Source organism: Pseudorhodoferax sp. (assembly GCF_047601025.1).
In the GTDB taxonomy this organism is placed as follows: Bacteria; Pseudomonadota; Gammaproteobacteria; order Burkholderiales; family Burkholderiaceae_C; genus Pseudorhodoferax.
Map to the genome: position 1 here is coordinate 2,822,666 of NZ_JASGJZ010000001.1, position 17,153 is coordinate 2,839,818.

The 17,153-nt window shown below is 72.0% G+C and carries 16 protein-coding genes; 2 read left to right on the forward strand and 14 right to left on the reverse strand.

Features of this window, described 5'->3' with window-relative positions; all coding sequences use genetic code 11:
• Positions 1-188: 188 nt before the first annotated feature.
• On the reverse strand, positions 189-1,235 hold the full coding sequence (locus QM782_RS13325) for a DnaJ C-terminal domain-containing protein (RefSeq protein ID WP_415203388.1): 1,047 nt from the start codon (positions 1,233-1,235) through the stop codon (positions 189-191).
• Positions 1,236-1,375: 140 nt separating this feature from the next.
• On the opposite strand from QM782_RS13325, the gene QM782_RS13330 reads away from it, so the two are divergent.
• Positions 1,376-2,536, forward strand: a complete 1,161-nt coding sequence (locus QM782_RS13330) for a fatty acid desaturase family protein (protein WP_415203389.1) — start codon at positions 1,376-1,378, stop codon at positions 2,534-2,536.
• Positions 2,537-2,568: 32 nt separating this feature from the next.
• Here the strand turns inward: QM782_RS13330 and QM782_RS13335 are convergent, their stop codons facing one another.
• The 13 genes from QM782_RS13335 to QM782_RS13395 form a co-directional block, all read right to left on the reverse strand.
• Entirely contained in the window at positions 2,569-2,895 is a 327-nt protein-coding gene (locus QM782_RS13335; RefSeq protein ID WP_415203390.1) for a hypothetical protein, read from the reverse strand.
• An 11-nt stretch (positions 2,896-2,906) separates the two neighbouring features.
• Positions 2,907-3,599: an orotate phosphoribosyltransferase gene (locus tag QM782_RS13340; protein WP_415203391.1), complete on the reverse strand. Its 693-nt coding sequence runs from the start codon at positions 3,597-3,599 to the stop codon at positions 2,907-2,909.
• Between the two features lie 12 nt (positions 3,600-3,611).
• Complete coding sequence (locus QM782_RS13345) at positions 3,612-4,517, reverse strand: helix-turn-helix domain-containing protein (protein WP_415203392.1); 906 nt, start codon at positions 4,515-4,517, stop codon at positions 3,612-3,614.
• A gap of 131 nt (positions 4,518-4,648) precedes the next feature.
• A complete protein-coding gene (pyrC, locus tag QM782_RS13350) occupies positions 4,649-5,707 on the reverse strand; it encodes a dihydroorotase (RefSeq protein ID WP_415203393.1) in 1,059 nt (352 codons plus the stop codon).
• A 3-nt stretch (positions 5,708-5,710) separates the two neighbouring features.
• On the reverse strand, positions 5,711-6,967 hold the full coding sequence (locus QM782_RS13355; protein ID WP_415203394.1) for a hydantoinase/carbamoylase family amidase: 1,257 nt from the start codon (positions 6,965-6,967) through the stop codon (positions 5,711-5,713).
• A gap of 12 nt (positions 6,968-6,979) precedes the next feature.
• Positions 6,980-7,930: a dihydroorotate dehydrogenase gene (locus tag QM782_RS13360; RefSeq protein ID WP_415203395.1), complete on the reverse strand. Its 951-nt coding sequence runs from the start codon at positions 7,928-7,930 to the stop codon at positions 6,980-6,982.
• Complete coding sequence (locus QM782_RS13365) at positions 7,923-8,783, reverse strand: dihydroorotate dehydrogenase electron transfer subunit (protein WP_415203396.1); 861 nt, start codon at positions 8,781-8,783, stop codon at positions 7,923-7,925. Before QM782_RS13365 ends, QM782_RS13360 begins: the two co-directional genes overlap by 8 nt.
• A 45-nt stretch (positions 8,784-8,828) precedes the next feature.
• Positions 8,829-10,061, reverse strand: a complete 1,233-nt coding sequence (locus QM782_RS13370; RefSeq protein ID WP_415205647.1) for an MFS transporter — start codon at positions 10,059-10,061, stop codon at positions 8,829-8,831.
• A 230-nt stretch (positions 10,062-10,291) separates the two neighbouring features.
• A complete protein-coding gene (locus QM782_RS13375; protein ID WP_415203397.1) occupies positions 10,292-11,503 on the reverse strand; it encodes a tetratricopeptide repeat protein in 1,212 nt (403 codons plus the stop codon).
• Between the two features lie 31 nt (positions 11,504-11,534).
• On the reverse strand, positions 11,535-12,500 hold the full coding sequence (locus QM782_RS13380; protein ID WP_415203398.1) for a YcjF family protein: 966 nt from the start codon (positions 12,498-12,500) through the stop codon (positions 11,535-11,537).
• Positions 12,501-12,544: 44 nt separating this feature from the next.
• A complete protein-coding gene (locus QM782_RS13385) occupies positions 12,545-12,865 on the reverse strand; it encodes a thioredoxin family protein (protein WP_415203399.1) in 321 nt (106 codons plus the stop codon).
• Between the two features lie 21 nt (positions 12,866-12,886).
• Positions 12,887-13,111, reverse strand: a complete 225-nt coding sequence (locus QM782_RS13390) for a hypothetical protein (RefSeq protein WP_415203400.1) — start codon at positions 13,109-13,111, stop codon at positions 12,887-12,889.
• Between the two features lie 125 nt (positions 13,112-13,236).
• Positions 13,237-14,730, reverse strand: coding sequence for a DegQ family serine endoprotease (locus QM782_RS13395; protein ID WP_415203401.1), 1,494 nt, complete (start codon positions 14,728-14,730; stop codon positions 13,237-13,239).
• Positions 14,731-14,930: 200 nt separating this feature from the next.
• Between QM782_RS13395 and QM782_RS13400 the strand changes: the two genes are divergently transcribed.
• The gene (locus QM782_RS13400; protein ID WP_415203402.1) at positions 14,931-17,150 is read left to right on the forward strand and encodes an EAL domain-containing protein; all 2,220 of its coding nucleotides are present in this window, start codon (positions 14,931-14,933) and stop codon (positions 17,148-17,150) included.
• The last annotated feature ends 3 nt before the right edge of the window (positions 17,151-17,153 follow it).

The following is a 17,153-nucleotide window of genomic DNA, read 5'->3' on the forward strand; positions in this document are numbered from 1 at the left end:
ACGGGGAACGCCGGGCCGCAGGCGCAGGCCGCCGCCCTGGCGGACGCCAGGGCCAGGACTGCAATGCCCGCATGCGGCCTGGCGTGCCCCGGCCCGAAGGGCGGGGCCCCGGGCAGGTCGAAGGCGATGCAAGAGGACGCCCGTCAGGGCCCTCCCTCGCGCGGACGCGAGGGAGGCGTGACCGCTTCTCAGCCCTTCGGCCGCCTGCGTTCGCGCGCGCGCATCTGCTGCTGCCACTGCGCCAGCCGCGGGTCCGCGCCGGGGCCGGCGTTGCTGGCGATCAGCTGGTCCAGCAGGATCTCCTGGTCGGTGCCGAGGCTGTCGGGGAACACCGGCTCGATGTCCACCACGAGGTCGCCGCGCGGGCCGCGGTGGCTCGTCGGAAAACCCTGGCCAGCCAGCCGGTAGCGCTGCTGGTCGCGGCGCAGCGCCAGCGCCTGCGTGCCTTCCAGCGTGGGCACCTGCAGCGTGCGGTGGGCCATCCAGGCGAAGCCGTCCACCGGCACGCGGCAGTGCAGCGCGCCGTCGTCCTCCAGCGTGAAGAAGGGATGCGGCGCCAGGCCCACCTGCACCTCCAGGTCGGCCGGCGCGCGCCGGGTCGCCACGTGCAGCAGGTCGCCCTCGCGCACGCCGGGCGGGATGCGCACCTGCACCTGGTAGGCCACCGGCGCCAGCTTGCCGCGGCCCTCGCAGTGGCGGCAGGGCTCGCGCGCGATGCCGGTGCCGCCGCAGTCCTCGCAGTCCTCGCGCTGGCCGGGCCAGCCGAACCAGGCCGAGGGCCGCACGAAGCTGCCGCTGCCGCGGCAGCGGCGGCAGGCGCTGCCCAGCACGTGGTGGCCGGTGCCCGCGCAGTGGCTGCAGACGGGCGTGAAGCGGCCCTTCAGCGCCTTGACGCAGCCGGCCGCGGCTTCCTCCAGCGTCAGCTTGAGCTTGCGGCGGATCGGCGGGTGGGCCGGGTCGGCCGCGCGCGGCGGCGCGGCGGCGGGCTCGGGCGGCGGTGGTGGTGGCGGTTCCGACGGCTCGGGAGCAGGCTCCGGTTCGGGCATTTCCTGCTGCAGCACGCGCTGCAGCGCCTCGAAGGCCTGGTTGATGCGTTGCATCCGCACCACGGCCTGGCTGCTGGAATTGCGGTCGGGGTGCCAGCGCGACGCCATGCGGCGCCATGCGGCCTTGATCTCGGATTCGCTGGCGCCGGGGCGCAGGCCCAGCTCGGCATAGGCTTGGTCGGTGACCACGGTTCACTCCCTGGGGCGGCGATGGTAGCCGATGGCTCCGCCGAATCGGCCGGCTTTCCAGCCGCTTTTCGGCGCTTCGGCGGCGGCCGTGCTGCGTTCGAATCGGTACATCCGGTTACATGCAGTCACAAGGAGTTTCCATGCGTTCCACCGCCGCGCCGCTGTCCGCCACGCCGCCCGCGATCCCGCGGGCGCGGCTGATCCGCGAGCTGTCCGTCTTCGCCACCCCGCGCGACCGCAGCGGCGTGCTGCTGTTCCTGCGCGACTGGGGCCTGTACTGGGGCCTGTGGGCGGCCGTGCTGTTCGCGCCGGCGCTGGGCTGGAAGATCCTGGCCAGCGTGCTGCTGGGCGTGCGGCTGACCTCGATGTACACGCTCGCGCACGACGCCTCGCACCGCACGCTGTGCGCGAGCCGCCGGCTGAACTGGTGCTTCGCGCTGGCGCTGGGCGTGCCCTCGGTGCAGAACTACCGTATGTGGACGCACGACCACAACCACGTGCACCACCCGCGCACCAACGGCGACCACTTCGACTTCTACGTGCCGTACTCCAAGGCCGAGTACGACGCGCTGCCGCGCTGGCAGCAATGGGCCGAGCGCGTCTACCGCTCGCCCAACGTCGTCGGCGTGTTCCTGTACTGGGCGCTGCGCTGGATCCCGACCCGCGTGTGGCCCAACCCGCGCACGCCGTCCGAGCAGCGCGGCGTCTCCATGGCCTACGCCGTGCCGCTGGCGCTGTTCCACGGCGGCATGGTGGCCTTCCTGGCCCTGGCGGCGCCACGCATCGCGCCGATCGGGGCCGGCACCGCCGTGCTGCTGGGCTGGTGCGTGCCGCTGATGCTGCATTTCTGGATCAGCAGCGTGGCGCTGTACCTGATGCACACGCACCCGTGCATCCCCTGGTTCAAGGGCGACATCGCGCGCACCGGCGACTACGCGCCCGAGCTGTGCTCCACCGTGCTGACCATGCCGGACTGGTTCAGCCGCCTGGTCAACAACGTCTACTGCCACGCCGCGCACCATGCGCACCACGGCATCCCGAGCTACCGGCTGCTGGAGGCCCAGCAGCGCATGAACGAGCTGCTGGGCAACCGGCTGGTGGTCGAGCCCTGGTCCATCGGCGGCGTGCTGCGCACGCTGCGCCAGTGCAAGCTGTACGACTTCGAGCGCCACCAGTGGCTGGACTTCGACGGCCGGCCGACGGCGCCGGCGATCCACCTGGCGGCGCGCAACGCGCTGCCGGAGCAGGGCGCCGCGGCGCCGCGGCGCGAGCGGCCGCAGCAGCAGCCGGTGGTGGCCTGAGCGGCCGGCCCGGCGCCCGGTTCAGGCCGGCGTCAGAAGTCGTGCACGTTCCACTCGTACGCCAGCGCCACTTCGCTCAGCAGGCGCAGGCGCTCGGCCGGATCGGACGCCAGGGCCTGGACGATCTTGGCGTTGAATTCCACCAGGATCGCCTTGGACCGGTCGGCGAACTCGGTCGTGATGCCCTGGTCCTCGTAGTTGCGCACGAAGGACTGCGCCGCGATGCCCGGCACGAAGTACAGGCTCGCGTTGACGGGGTCCGCCTGCATCAGCTTGAAGGCCTCCTTGTAGAAGACCTTGAAGGCGTCGGTGCCCGAGCTGGTCTCGGCAAAGCGTTGTGCGATTTCTGGGAAGCTCATGGTTGCATCTCCTATGCATGGGTGCCGTCGGCGATCGCGGGTCCCCAGCCTCCGTGGGTGCGCGACCAGCCGACGGGGTCGTTCAGAAAGCCCTCCAGCGTATCGAGGGCCGCATCGGTGAAGTCGCCGCGGTCCCGGGCGACGGCCAGGACGTCGCGCCAGGTCGACAGCACGTGCAGCCCGACATCGGCGCTGGCCAGGCCGGCCGCCATCGGGAAGGTGTCGTAGGCGAACACGACCAGGATGTCCGTGACCCGGGCGCCGGCCGCGGCCAGTGCGCGGCAGAACTGCACCTTGGACTGGCCGATGGCCATCACGTCGTCGACCAGCAGGATCCGGCCGCCCGGCTGGACGCAGCCTTCGACGTGGCGATGGCCCGCGGCCCGCTTGCGCACGTACTGCAGCGGCAGGTCCGACGCGTCCGCGAGCCAGGCGGCCAGCGCGATGCCGCTCGATTCCCCGCCGGCGATGCCGGCCAGCCCCTGCAGCGCGCCGGTGCTGCGCAGCAGGTCCGTGGCGTGCGCCAGGACCGACTTGCGCGCCGCGGGAAACGAGACCAGTTGCCGGCCGTCCATGTACACCGGGCTGGCCCATCCCGACGGCAGCCGGAAGGGCTCGTCGGCGCACACCGAGACGCAGCCGCTGTCGATCAGGGCCGCCGCCACGGCACGGCGCGGCTCCGTTTGCAGGTAGTGTGAGTGCATGTTGCTCCAGGGTCAGTGAATGTGCGCCAGCAGCCGGCGCAGGACCTGCGCGCCGTTGGCGCCCTTGTAGGCGCTCTTCCACAGGCGGCCGACCATGTCCTCGTGCATGCGCACGGCTTCGGGCGAGGCGGTGATGGTGGCGATGCCGTTGCGCACGTTCGGCAGCTCGCCCAGCCGGAACGGGCTGACCGCCAGCACGGCATGCCGCGGCCCCGAGAAGAGCTGGAAGGTCGAGGCCGGCATGGCGTCGTCGATGAGCCCGATCTGCACATGGATCGGCTCGCTGTCGAGCAGGTCGGCGATCCGGCCGACTTCCCGGCGTGCGGCCTGGACGCGCTCGCGCCGGATCGCTTCCGGCAGGCCGACCCGCCCCACGAGGCCGGTCTGCACGAAGCGCTCCAGTTCGCGCAGCCCGATCAGGCTCACGATGTGCGGCTTGCGCCGCTCGAAGAAGGCCTTGCGCTCCTGCATGATCTGCAGCATCTGGTCGACGTCGGCGAGCTTCACGCCCTTGCCCGCGGTACGGGGCGATGCCTCCAGCAGCATCTCGCGCAGGTAGCCCAGGTAGTCGTCCGAGGTCAGCAGCACGGAGATCGGCTCGAAGTGCGCCAGGATCCGCTCGGACGACTCCTCCAACTGCCGCATGCGCTCGAACAGGCCGAGCGCCGAGGCGTAGTACTCCACTTCCACGCCGAGCAGGGACGCCAGGGACGTCTCCAGCAGCTGCGCCAGCCGTTCCAGCGTCTCGATCTTGACGATCTCGCCCTTTTCCATCCGGTAGACGACCGCGCGCGAGACGCCGAGCTGCTCGGCGACGTCCTCGGCCTGCAGCGAGGCGCCGATCCGGTAGGCGCGCAGCCGGTCGCCCAGCGACGCATAGTCGATCGACGACTTGAACGCCCTTGCCTCCAGCTTCATCTCGTTTCTCAATTCAGGAATCGAAAATGAGACTATAGGCGACAGGCAGCGGTCCGCCATGCGGCGTCTCCCGCCGGCATGGCGCGCGGCGCGCCGGTGGTCGTGGCGACGGGTCCGGGCCGGTATGCGCATCAGTCGGCCGCGGGTTCCAGGCGCCAGGGCAGCGTGCTGCCGCCCAGGAACGGGTGGATCGCCGAGCCGCCGGGCAGCCGCACGTCCTGCGGGACCATGGCCGGCTGCCGGCGCAGCGTGACCGTGCCCTGGTTCAGCGGCAGCCCGTAGAAGCGCGCGCCGTGGACGCTGGCGAAGGCTTCCAGCCGGTCGAGCGCTCCCTCCTCCTCGAAGACGGTCGCATAGCACTGCAGCGCGCTGGGGGCGTTGAACATGCCCGCGCAGCCGCAGGCCGCCTCCTTCAGCGCGCGCAGGTGCGGCGCGGAGTCGGTCCCGAGGAAGAAGCGCGGGTCGCCCGAGGTCGCGACGCGGCGTAGGGCCAGGCGGTGGCGCTCGGCCTTGAGCACCGGCAGGCAGTAGAAGTGGGGCCGGATGCCGCCGGTGAACAGCGCGTTGCGGTTGAACATCAGGTGCTGGGGCGTGATCGTCGCGCCCAGGCGGCCGCTCGCGTCGGCCGAGACGAACGCGGCCGCCTGCAGGGTGGTGATGTGCTCCATCACCACCTTCAGCGCCGGAAAATCCGCGAGCAGCGGCTGCAGGGTGTCGTCGATGAACACGGCCTCCCGGTCGAACACGTCGACCTCGGGCCGCGTGCTTTCGCCATGCACCAGCAGCGGCATGCCGAGGGACTGCATCGTCTCCAGGGCCCGGGCCACCCGGGCGGTGGACGTGACGCCGAATTCCGAATGGGTCGTGGCGCCGGCGGGGTACAGCTTGGCGGCCGCGAACACGCCTTCCTCGAAGCCGCGGCGCAGTTCGTCGGCCGGCGTGTCGTCGCACAGGTAGGCGGTCATCAGCGGCGTGAAGTCCACGCCCGGCGCCAGCGCGGCCAGGATGCGCGCGCGGTACGCGCGCGCCGCCGCCACGGTCGTGACCGGGGGCTTGAGGTTGGGCATGACGATGGCCCGCGCGAACGGATGCGCCGAATGCGCCAGCACGGCCTGCAGGATCTCCGCGTCGCGCAGGTGCAGGTGCCAGTCGTCGGGGCGGCGCAGCGTGAGGGCGTCGGTCGCGGCCATGGCTCAGTCCAGGCGTTCGAACACGTCGCTCAGGGCCTGCACGCCCAGCATGAAGTCGTCCATCTCCATGGCCTCGTGCGGGTTGTGCGAGCCGTTCTGGTTGCGCACGAACAGCATGCCCGAGGGAATGCCGGCGTTGGCGAACAGCGAGGCGTCGTGCCCGGCGCCGCTGGGAATGGTCTCGAACGCGGCGCCGACGTCCCGGCAGGCCTGCGCCAGCAGCCCGCAGAGGCGTTCATCCATGGTGGCGGGCTCGCTGAGCAGGCGCCGGTCGAATTCGAAGCGCACGCCGCGCTCGCGCTCGATCGCCTTGCATTCCGCGCGCATCAGCTGGTAGAAGGCCTCGAGCGTGTCCTCGCTCTTGCTGCGCGCCTCGAAGCTGAAGCGCACGCTGCCCGGGATGCGGGAGATGGAGTGCTCGTCCGGGTCCGTCGTCACGATGCCGGTGGTGACCACCAGGTCCGTGCCGCGCTCCAGCAGCACGCGCCAGTGCTCGTCCAGCCGCATGATCAGGTCGGCGACCGAGAACATCGCGTCGTGCCGCAGCCAGCGCGGCACCACGCCGGAGTGCTGCGCGTCGCCATGGCACACGATGCGGTTGTGCCGCACGTTGCCGCGGATGCCGGAGACGACCGCCAGCGGCAGCTGGCGCGCGACCATCACCGGGCCCTGCTCGATGTGCAGCTCCAGGTAGGCCTTCACGCGCGCGGGGTCGAACAGCCATTGCCGGCCGCGGATCGCGTCGACGTCGGCGCCGGCCTCGCGCATGCATTCGGCCATCGTTTGCCCGGTGCTGCGCTGCTTCAACGCCAGGTCCGATTCGCCGATCTTGCCGAACAGCGCGCCCGAGCCCATGTAGGCCTTGCCGAACCAGGCGCTCTCCTCGCCACGGAAGGCCACCACCTCCAGTGGCAGCCTGGCGCCATGTGGTTCGCGCCGGCGGGCGACCAGGCACAGCAGGCCGGCGACCACGCCGGCCAGGCCGTCGAAGTTGCCGCCCTGGGGCACGGAATCGATGTGGCTGCCGGTCCAGGCCGCCGGCGCGGCCGGATCGGCATCCGGCTGGCCGAACACCAGGTTGGCGGCACGGTCGTCCGCGACGCGCAGGCCCTCGGACAGGGCGAAGGCGCGCAGGTAGTCGGCGGCGGCCGTTTCGCCCGCGCCGTAGCTCGCGCGCGTGACGCCCACGCCGTCGAAGGACAGGGCACGGATGTCGGCGAAGAGCTTCTCCGCCAGGGGGCGCAGTGAGGTCAAGTCCATGGCGCGGTCCATTCAGCCGGACTGCTGGGCGAAGCGCAGCCAGCGGTCGGAGAGCTGCCGGTCGATCTTCACCTGGCCGGTCAGGTCGCGCAGGCTCTGCACGCCCATCGCGTCGCAATACGCCTGCAGCCCGTCGATGATCTTCTGCATCACGCCCGGGTCCAGGAACGAGGCCGTGCCGACCTGCACGGCGCTGGCGCCGGCGAGCATGAACTCGACGGCATCGTCCGCGTTCTGGATCCCGCCGCAGCCGATGATCGGGATGCGCACGCTGCGGTAGCACTGGTGGACCATGCGCACGGCGATCGGCTTGATCGCCGGCCCCGACAGCCCGCCCATCACGTTGCCGAGCCGGGGCTTGCGCGTGCGCACGTCGATCGACATGCCCAGCACGGTGTTGCCCATCACCAGCGCGTCGGCGCCGGCTTCCTCGGCGGCGCGGGCGACGGCGGCGATCTGCGAGGCGTTGGGCGTGAGCTTGGCCCAGAACGGATGGCTGGTCCTGCGGCGGATCGCGCTGACCACCTTGTACGTGGTCTCCGGCGTCATCGCGAAGGCCATGCCGTCGGCTTCCAGGTTGGGGCAGGAGATGTTGGCCTCGATCACCGCCACTTCGGGCAGCGACATCTGGGCCACGGCGTCGGCGAATTCGTCGACGGTGTCGGCCGAGATCGACACCACCACGGGCGTGTCGAACGGCGTGTAGGCGGGCAGCACCTCGCGGCGGTAGTAGTCCAGCCCCTTGCTCGGGATGCCGATCGAGTTGAGCATGCCGGCGTAGGCCTCGGCCACGCGCGGCGTGGGGTTGCCGGCGCGGCTCTTGGGCGAGACGCTCTTGATGACCAGGGCGCCCAGGCGGTTCAGGTCCAGCGCCTCGGCGTACTCGATCGCGAAGCAGCCCGAGGCGGGCATCACCGGGTTGCGCAGGCGCAGGTCACCGACGCGGACGGACAGATCAGCCAAATTCCACCTCCCCGACGACCTCGTGGATCGGAAACACCGGGCCCTCGCGGCAGACGCGCAGGAATTGCTTGTCGCCGCCCTTGTCGAACATGCGTACGCAGGACAGGCACACGCCCATGCCGCAGGCCATGCGCTGCTCCATCGCGACCTCGCCGCGCGTCTGCGGATGGTCCTGCAGCAGCCGCTGCAGCAGCATCAGCACGCGGTGCGAGCCGCAGGTGTAGGCCACGTCGTGGTGCCGGGCCTGCAGCAGTCCGCGCAGCAGGACTTCCAGCGCCTCCACCGAGGAACTGCCGTCGCTGTCGTAGACGCAATGCACGTCGGCCGGCACGCCGCGCAGGAACTCGTCGCGCATCAGGTCCCCGGGCGTGCGGGCCGACATCACGGCCGTGACCGCGACGCCGGCCCGGGCCGCGTGCTGCAGCAGCGGCGCCATGGTGGCCAGGCCGACGCCGCGGGCGACCACCATGATGCGCGTGAAACCCGGCTCGAGCACGAAGGTGTTGCCCAGCGGGCCGACGATGTCCATCGTGCCGCCGACCGGCAGCGCCGACAGCGCATGCGTGCCCACGCCGGTCACGTTGTAGAGGAATTCGATGGTGCCGGCTTCGGGGCCGACGCCGTAGACGCTCATGGGCCGCAGCAGGAAGGGCTGCAGGTCGCTGGTGGCCGGACACTTGAGTTGGTAGAACTGGCCGGGGCGGGTGGCGCCGGCCAGGTCGGCCTCGGCGCTGAGCCGCAGGTACTTGTAGCGGTCGTTGACCCAGCGGTGTTCCGCGACCGTGCAGCGGTGCGAGGCCACGTGCTCGGCATTTCTCTGGAAGCAGGCGGATGCCTGCGTCGTGCATTCCATGGGGTTCTCCGTGGTGGCGTTGCGTGGGGCCGGCGCCTGTGGCGCTCAATCGAGCTCGACGCCCTTCAGCTCCGGGATCAGGAACAGCGTGGCCAGCATGTCGATCACGTAGATGGCGGCCAGCAGCGCGATGGCCACCTGGAACGAATACGCCGCGGCCAGGGCGCCGACCACCACGGGCCCGAAGCCGCCGACGCCGCGGCCGATGTTGAACAGCACGTTCTGCGCCGTCGCCCGGGCCTCGGTCGGATAGGCCTCCGACATCAGCGCGCCGTAGCCGCCCAGCATGCCGTTGACGAACATGCCCATCACGGCGCCGGCCCAGAGCATGGCCACCGGGTCGGACAGCTGGGCGTACGCCAGCACCATGGCCACCGCGCCGGCCTGGAACAGCAGGAAGCTGGGCTTGCGGCCGATGCGGTCGGCCAGCTGGCCGAAGACCCAGATGCCGGCCATCATCCCGACGATGGTGACCGAGGTCCACAGCGCGGACTTGGTCAGGTTGAAGCCGAGCTTGCTGGACAGGAAGCTGGGCATCCAGATCATGATCCCGTAGTAGCCGAAGTTCTGCACCGAGCACAGGATCACGATGCCCAGGCTGGTGCGGGTCGTGCGGCCGTCCTTGACCAGCAGCCTGAACGCCTTGCCGCGCGCGCCCTCGGCCTTGGCGCGGCGCACGAACACCTCGGGCTCGTGCAGGCGGTTGCGGATCACCCAGGCGATCAGCGCCGGGAACACGCCGACCACGAACATGCCGCGCCAGCCGATGTGGGGCAGCAGCAGCGGCGTCAGCAGCGCCGCGCCCAGCACCCCGGCCTGCCAGCCGAGCGCGACGTAGGACGACACGCGGGCCCGGTGCCGGGCCGGCCAGGCCTCGGCCGCCAAGGCCATGCCGATGCCGAACTCGCCGCCGAGGCCGACGCCGGCCAGCGTGCGGAAGACCAGCAGGTCCCAATAGCCCTGGGCGACGGCGCACAGCCCCGTGAACGCGGCGAACATCACGATGGTCCAGGTCAGCACGCGGATGCGGCCGTAGGTGTCGCTCAAGGCGCCGAACAGGATGCCGCCGGCCACCGCGCCGACCAGCGTCCAGGTCACCAGCGAGCCGGCCTGCCCGGGGGTGAGCTGCAGGTCGGCCGAGATCGCCGGCAGCATGAAGCCGAGGATCAGCAGGTCGAAGCCGTCCATGGCGTAGCCGATGGCCGAGCCGGCCAATGCCTTCCATCCGTAGCGGGTGACTTTGTCTTTTCCGGCGGGTTCGGCCGCCGAAGTGCCCATGTTCGCTTCCACGTCGATTTCTCCTTGGATTCGTCAAAGTATCGAAATAAAGAAGTACCCGATTCTCGTATCAAAAAAGATATACATCCAGTGGATAGGCACTGGTGCTAACCCCTACGCCATAGGGCGTATGGCCAGATGGAGAAAGTTCGGGGATGCGCATGGCACTGCCGTGCAGGCGCCCATCCGGGTGCAGCCGGCGCGGGCTCCGGCTGGCCGTGGCCCGAACCTCAGGCCGGCGCGCGCAGGCACAGCACCAGGCCCGCGATCGGCTGGCGCTGGTCCTCGCGCAGCGTGGCGGGCTGCAGCGCGGCGACCGCGAGGCCGTGCCGCGCGGCCAGTGCGCGCAGATAGGCCTCCGAGTGCGCGTAGCGCAGGCTGGGCAGCAGGCGCGAGCCTTCGCCGTCGGCGCGTTCCACCGAGAACGCGAACACGCCGCCGGGCGCCAGCACGCGGCGCACGCCGGCGAATACGGCCTCCAGGTCGCCGACGTAGATGAACACGTCGGCGGCCGCGACCAGCTGGTAGCGTTCCGCCGTGTTCTGCAGGTAGTCGGCGATGTCCGCCTGGACCAGCGCGTCGTACGCGCCGCGCCGGCCGGCCTGCTCCAGCATCGTGGGCGACAGGTCCACGCCGTGCAGCGTGCGTGCCAGCGGGCGCAGCAGCGGGCCGCACAGGCCGGTGCCGCAGCCCAGGTCGAGCGCGGCGTCCACGGGCGCGGCGCCGTGCGCCGCGGCGGCGCGCGCCACATGCTCGTGCGCCCGGTAGCGCAGCACGTCCAGCAGATGCGGCTCGAAGTCCGCGGCGTAGGTGTCGAACAGGCCGCGCACATAGGCCTCGGGCGAGGCCTGCGGCGCGTCGCCTTCGCCCAGGCCGGCCAGGAAGTAGCGGCACAGCGCGGGGTCGGCGCCGGCCGCCAGCGCGCGGCGGAATGCGTCGCGCGCGTCGTCCGTGCGCCGCAGGTCGCGCAGCATCTGGCCCAGCAGGTGCCAGGCCTCGCCGAGGCCGGGGTCCAGGGCCACGGCGCGTTCGTAGGCCGGCAGGGCTTCGGCATGCCGCTCCAGCATCTGCAGGGTCTGCCCGCGCATCTGGTGGGCCGGCGCGAGGCCGGGCTGCACGGCCAGCAGCGCGTCCAGCGCCTGCAAGGCCTCGGCGTGCCGGCCCAGGCGGTTCAGCGCCAGCGCGCGCTGGTAGCCGGCCGCGGCGTCCTGCGGCTGCAGCGCCGCCAGCCGGTCCAGCGGCACCAGGGCGTCCTGCAGGCGGCCGAGCCGCAGCCGCACGATGGCCAGGTTCAGCAGCGTGGAGGGGCGGTCGGGCACCAGGCGCGCGGCGGCTTCGAGCCGGGGCTCGGCCTCGGCATGGCGGCCGGATTCGGTCAGCGCCACGGCGTCCAGGAACAGGGCGCGGGCCTGGGCGAAGGCGTCGTCGTTCGGTGCGTTCATGCGGCGCCAGCATAGCCGGCGCCGGCGCGGCTCAGCGCCCTCTGACGAGGTCCAGCACCTTGCCGGCGTCCAGCGTGCGGGCCTGCTCGCGCATCTCGGGCAGGTAGCGTGCCTGCAGGCCCTGGGCCTGCCGCAGCAGGCCGGCGTAGCTGTCCTTGAGCAGCTGCGCGGACAGCACGCGCCCGCCCGCGTAGTAGCGCCTGGCGACGTGGCCCAGCGCGTAGGTGGTGGCGAAGCTCATGCCCGAGCTGACGGCCTGGCGGCCCGCGCCGCCCAGCAGCCGGCCGCCCAGCCTGCCGAGCAGTCCGCCGATCAGCTTGCGGCCGGCCTGCTCCAGGTACTGCGAGGTCAGGCCCACGCCCACGGTGGCCAGGAAGTCCTTCACGTGGCCGCTGTCCAGTGCGTAGCCGTGCGCCTTGCCGATGCCGTAGACCAACTGCATCTGCAGCGGGATGATGGCCATGGTGGACAGGCTCTCGGGCAGCAGTTCCAGCGCGCCGTTCAGGATGGCGGCGTCGAGGATCTTCTTGTCCAGCGCGGCCTCGTCGACGGTCGGCGCGGCGGCGGGTGCCGCAGCCGTGGCGGCAGGTGCGGTGGCAGGCGCGGCCGCGGATTCCAGTGGCATGGCCGCCAGCGCCTCGGCCTGCTGCGCGAAGCGCTCGGCATCGGCCGGCGCCAGGGCCAGCGCGGCCTTGGCCTGCGCCAGGAACTGCCGTTCCGCCGGCGATTGCGTGCCGTCGGCGTCGCAGACGCACACCGCCATCTCGTAGGCGAGCTGGCGCGCGCCGGCGTCCGGCAGCGCGGCGGCGATGTCGGCCAGCTGCACGCGCCGCATCAGCACGTCCTGCACCAGCGTGGGCAGGTGCACGCCGTCGGCCTGCGCCAGGCTGTCGGCGATGCGCCGGATCTCGGCGCGCTCGCGTTCGTGCTTGTCACCGTCGGCGAAGGCGGCGAGCAGGCTCAGGGACAGGATGGCGCGGTTCTCGGCAGGCGTCATGGCGGGTAGCGGATGTGGCGGCGACGAAGGGCCGCCAGCTTATGTCAGCTCGCGGGCAGCGCGCGCAAGGCCTTGGCGATCGGGTGGTGATCGACCGGGCGTACCAGCCGGTCGATCTCGCGGCCGTCCTGCAGGAATACCAGCGTGGGCCACAGCTTCACGCCGAAGGCGCGGCCCAGCGGCCGGCCGCGGCCGTCGGCGATCTTGAGGTGGCGCACGTCGGGCCGCGTGGCCAGCGCGCGGGTGATCTCGGGCTGCGCGGCGCGGCAGATGCCGCAGAAGTTGTCGCCGAACTCGAGCACCAGCGGGCCGCGGGTGGCCTCGATCTCGGCGCGCGGCGGCTCTTCGGTATAGGGGGCGTTCATGGGTGGCGATCGTAGCCGCGCTCAGCGGTCCGCGTCGGCATCGTCGTCGTCGGGATACGGCTGGGGCGTGGCGTGCTCGCGCGCGCGGCGCACGTCTTCCTCGGGCTGGCCGGCGGCCTCGCGCAGCGGGTCGGTGATGGCCTTGCCGAGCGATTCGAGCGGCGTGTCATGGTGGCCGGTGGCAGCCTGCTCGCGCGCGACGATCGGGTCGGGGGCCTGGCGTTCGACGGGGGAAGGGGCGGGCATGCGGGTCTCCTGCGGTGGATCGAGCCCCCATGCTGGCCGGCCGCGGCGCGCCGCGCAAGGGTGGCGCGCCGCCAGCGGCCGTCGGCCGCCGCCTACAGCGCGCCCTCTGGGGGCGCGGGGGCGGTTCAGCCCAGGCGCACCGGCACGAAGATCTTGTCCTCGCCGCGCTGGATCAGCAGGGCCACCGACTTGTCGGCCCGCGCCACGGCCGCCCGGGCCTGCTCCAGGCTCTGCACCGGCGTGCCGTTGACGGCCAGCAGCACGTCGCCCGGCTGCACGCCGGCGCGCGCCGCCGGCCCGCCCACCTGCTCGATCACCAGGCCCTCGCTCACGCCGGCGGCCTGGCGCTCCTGCGGCTGCAGCGGGCGCAGCGACAGGCCGAGCCGGCCCTGCGGCGCGCCGGCGTCGCCGCCGGCCTGGGCCACGGTTTGCTCCTTGGCGCCGCCCAGGCGCGCGGCGACCTGCTGCGCGCCGCCCTTGCGCCACACGTCCAGCCGGACCGTGTCGCCGGGCGCGGCCAGGCCGATGGCGGCCGGCAGGTCACCCGAGGCCACGATGGGCTTGCCGTCGATCGCGCGGATCACGTCGCCGGGCTGCAGGCCGGCCTTCTCGGCCGGGCTGCCCTTTTCCACGCTGGCCACCAGCGCGCCCTCGGGCTTGTCGAGCTTGAAGGAGTCGGCCAGCGTCTGGTTGACTTCCTGGATCGTGACGCCCAGCCGCGCATGCTCGACCTTGCCGTGCTGCACGATCTGCTGCTGGATGCGGCCGGCCAGGTCGATCGGGATCGCGAACGACACGCCCTGGTAGCCGCCGGTGCGGCTGTAGATCTGCGAGTTGATGCCGACCACCTCGCCGCGTGCGTTGAACAGCGGCCCGCCGGAGTTGCCGGGGTTCACGGCCACGTCGGTCTGGATGAACGGGACGGCGCTGTCGTCCGGCAGCGAGCGGCCCTTGGCGCTGACCACGCCGGCCGTCACGGTGTTCTCGAAGCCGAACGGCGAGCCGATCGCCAGCACCCATTCGCCGACCTGCAGGTCGGAGGTGGAGCCGATCTTCACGACCGGCAGGTTCTTCGCCTGGATCTTCAGTACCGCCACGTCGGTGCGCGGGTCGGCGCCCAGCACCTTGGCCTGGTATTCGCGCCGGTCGGTCAGCTTGACCGTGACCTCGCTGGCGCCGCGCACCACGTGGGCGTTGGTCAGGATGACGCCGTCGGGGCTGACGATGAAGCCCGAGCCCTGGCCGCGCACCAGCGGCGCCTCGCCGCGTGGCATGCGGCCCTGGCCGGGCTGCTGGAAGCGGCGGAAGAACTCGAAGAACGGATCGTTGCCGAACGGGTCCTCGTCCTGCGCGCTGCGCTCGTCGCCGGTGGCGCTGGCCTTGCCGGTCACGCTGATGTTGACCACCGCCGGGCCGTACTGGCGCGTGATCTGCGAGAAGTCGGGCAGGGCGACCGTGGTCGCCGGCGCCGTGGCGGCGGGCATGGCCTGGGTGTCCGCGGCCTGCGCCGCGCCGCCGCGCGCCAGGCCGACGCCGGCGCCGCCGATGGCGCCGGCGGCCAGCAGCGCCAGGATCATCGGGGTCTTGCGGGGGGCCGGGGTGTGGAGGTTCTTGGTCATGGCATGCATCCTTCGGTTCGATTGCGGATGTCGGCAATCATGGGGAGGCAGGCTTAGATCAGACTTAAGTCGGGGGATCGCCCCTGTGCAGCGCGGCCTGTCAGAACTGCCAGCTGCCGCGGTAGCTGCCACACTGATGTACTCGCACGTCGTGCAATGCCGCCGGGGGCGGGCTCGCGCGTGCGCGCCTGGCACAGGACATGAACGAGCCGCAAGCACCCCAAGAATTCATCGACGACGAGGTTCCCTGCACGGATCCCGCCGGGCAGGCGCCATGGCGCATCCTGGTGGTGGACGACGACGAGGACGTCCACGCGTGCACCGAATTCGGCCTGCGCGGGCTGGAGATCGAGGGCCGCCCGCTGGAACTCCTGCATGCCCGCTCCTCGGCCGAGGCGCTGGAACTGCTGGCACGCCAGCGCGACGTGGCCGTCGTGCTGCTGGACGTGGTCATGGAGACCGGCGAGGCCGGCCTGCAGGCCGTGGGCCGTATCCGCGAGGAGCTCGGGCTGCGCGAGGTGCGCATCGTGCTGCACACCGGGCAGCCGGACTACGCGCCGGGCATCGACACGATCCGGCGCTACGACATCAACGACTACCGGACCAAGGGCGAGCTGACCCCCGCCAAGCTGTACATCACGCTGACGGCGGCGATCCGCGCCTACGACCAGCTGCGCCGCCTGGACGACGGCCGCCGCGGGCTGCAGAAGATCATCCGGGCCAGCAACCAGTTCCTGGCCGAGCAGGGCCTGCGCACCTTCGCCGAGGGCGTGATCACCCAGATCGCCGGCCTGGTCGGCGTGGCGCCCGACGGCCTGGTGTGTGCCTCGCGGCGGCTGGCCGAGGATGCCGGGCAGCCGCACTGCACGGTGATCGCCGCGGCCGGCGCGTTCGCCCACCTGATCGACCGCGACTCCTGCGATCTCGGCGATCCGGTGGCCGAGGGCAGCCTCGCGCGCGCCTGGGCCGAGCGCCGCCACCAGCTGGAAGCCGGCCACCTGACGCTGTTCTTCGCCGGCCGCGAGGGCCGCGACTTCGCCGCCTTCGTGCGCACCGGGCGGCCGCTGCGCGACGTGGAAGCGCGGCTGCTGGAGGTGTTCTGCGCCAACATCGCGCTGTCGGCGTCCAACATCGACCTGGTGACGCGGCTGCGCGAGCTGGCCTTCAAGGACCGGTTGCTGGACGTGCCGAACCGCCCGGCGCTGCTGCGGCACATCGACCGCGAGATCGAGGCCGGCCGCGGCGCCGGCCAGGTGCTGGCGCTGGTGGACATCGACCGCTTTTCCGAGACGAACGACATGTTCGGCTACGTCTACGGCGACATGCTGCTGCTGGCCATCGTCCAGCGCCTGCAGCATGATCTGCCGGCGCGCTGCATGCTGGCGCGCGTGGCCGGCGACACCTTCGGCATCTGGGGCGATGCCGCGGTCGTCGAGCCGGGCCGGCTGGCGCAGTGGTCGGCGCGGCCCTACGACGTCGAGGGCGTGGCGCGGCCGGTGTCGCTGTCCATGGGCCTGGCGCGCAGCGAGGGCGCCGCCAGCGGACAGGAACTGTTCAAGAACGCGCTGATCGCGCTCAAGCAGGCCAAGACCTCGGGCCAGGGCCATGCGCAGTACTACACGGCCGAGGTCGGCGTGGCCGCGCGCGAGCGCATCCGGCTGATGCACGGCCTGCAGCAGGCGTTCGACCACGACAAGCTGTTCGTCGTCTACCAGCCGCAGCTGTCGCTGGCCAGCGGCCGCGTCGTCGGGGCCGAGGCGCTGGTGCGCTGGCGCGCCGAGGACGGGCGCTTCATCCCGCCGGCGGTCTTCATCCCGGTGGCCGAGCAGTCCGGCCTGATCGTGCCGATCGGCAGCTGGGTCCTGCGCACCGCGCTGCAGGCGCTGGCGCACCTGCGTGCGCAGCGGCCCGCGCTGCGCATGGCTGTCAACGTGTCGCCGCTGCAGTTCGCGCAGCCGCAGTTCCTGGCCCAGGTGGACGAGGCGCTGCGCGACGCCGGCCTGCCACCCGCGGCGCTGGAGCTGGAGATCACCGAGTCGGTCTCGGTGATGGGCATGGAGCGCGCGGCCGCGCTGCTGCAGGAGATCCGGGCGCGCGGCGTCGCCGTGGCGATCGACGACTTCGGGACAGGCTTTTCCTCGCTGTCCTACCTGGACCGGCTGCCGGCCGACCGGCTCAAGATCGACCGCGCCTTCGTGGCCGCGCTGGACTCGGACAGCGGCAACGCCCGCATCGCCGAGATGATCGTGCCGCTGGGCCACCGGCTGGGCATGCGGGTGCTGGCCGAGGGCGTGGAGACCGAGCGCCAGGCCGCGGCGCTGCGCCAGCTCGGCTGCGACGAGGTGCAGGGCTACCTGTACGGCATGCCGATGCGGCTGGACGCGTTCGAGGCCTGGCTGTCGGCGCAGTCCGGGCCGTGAGGC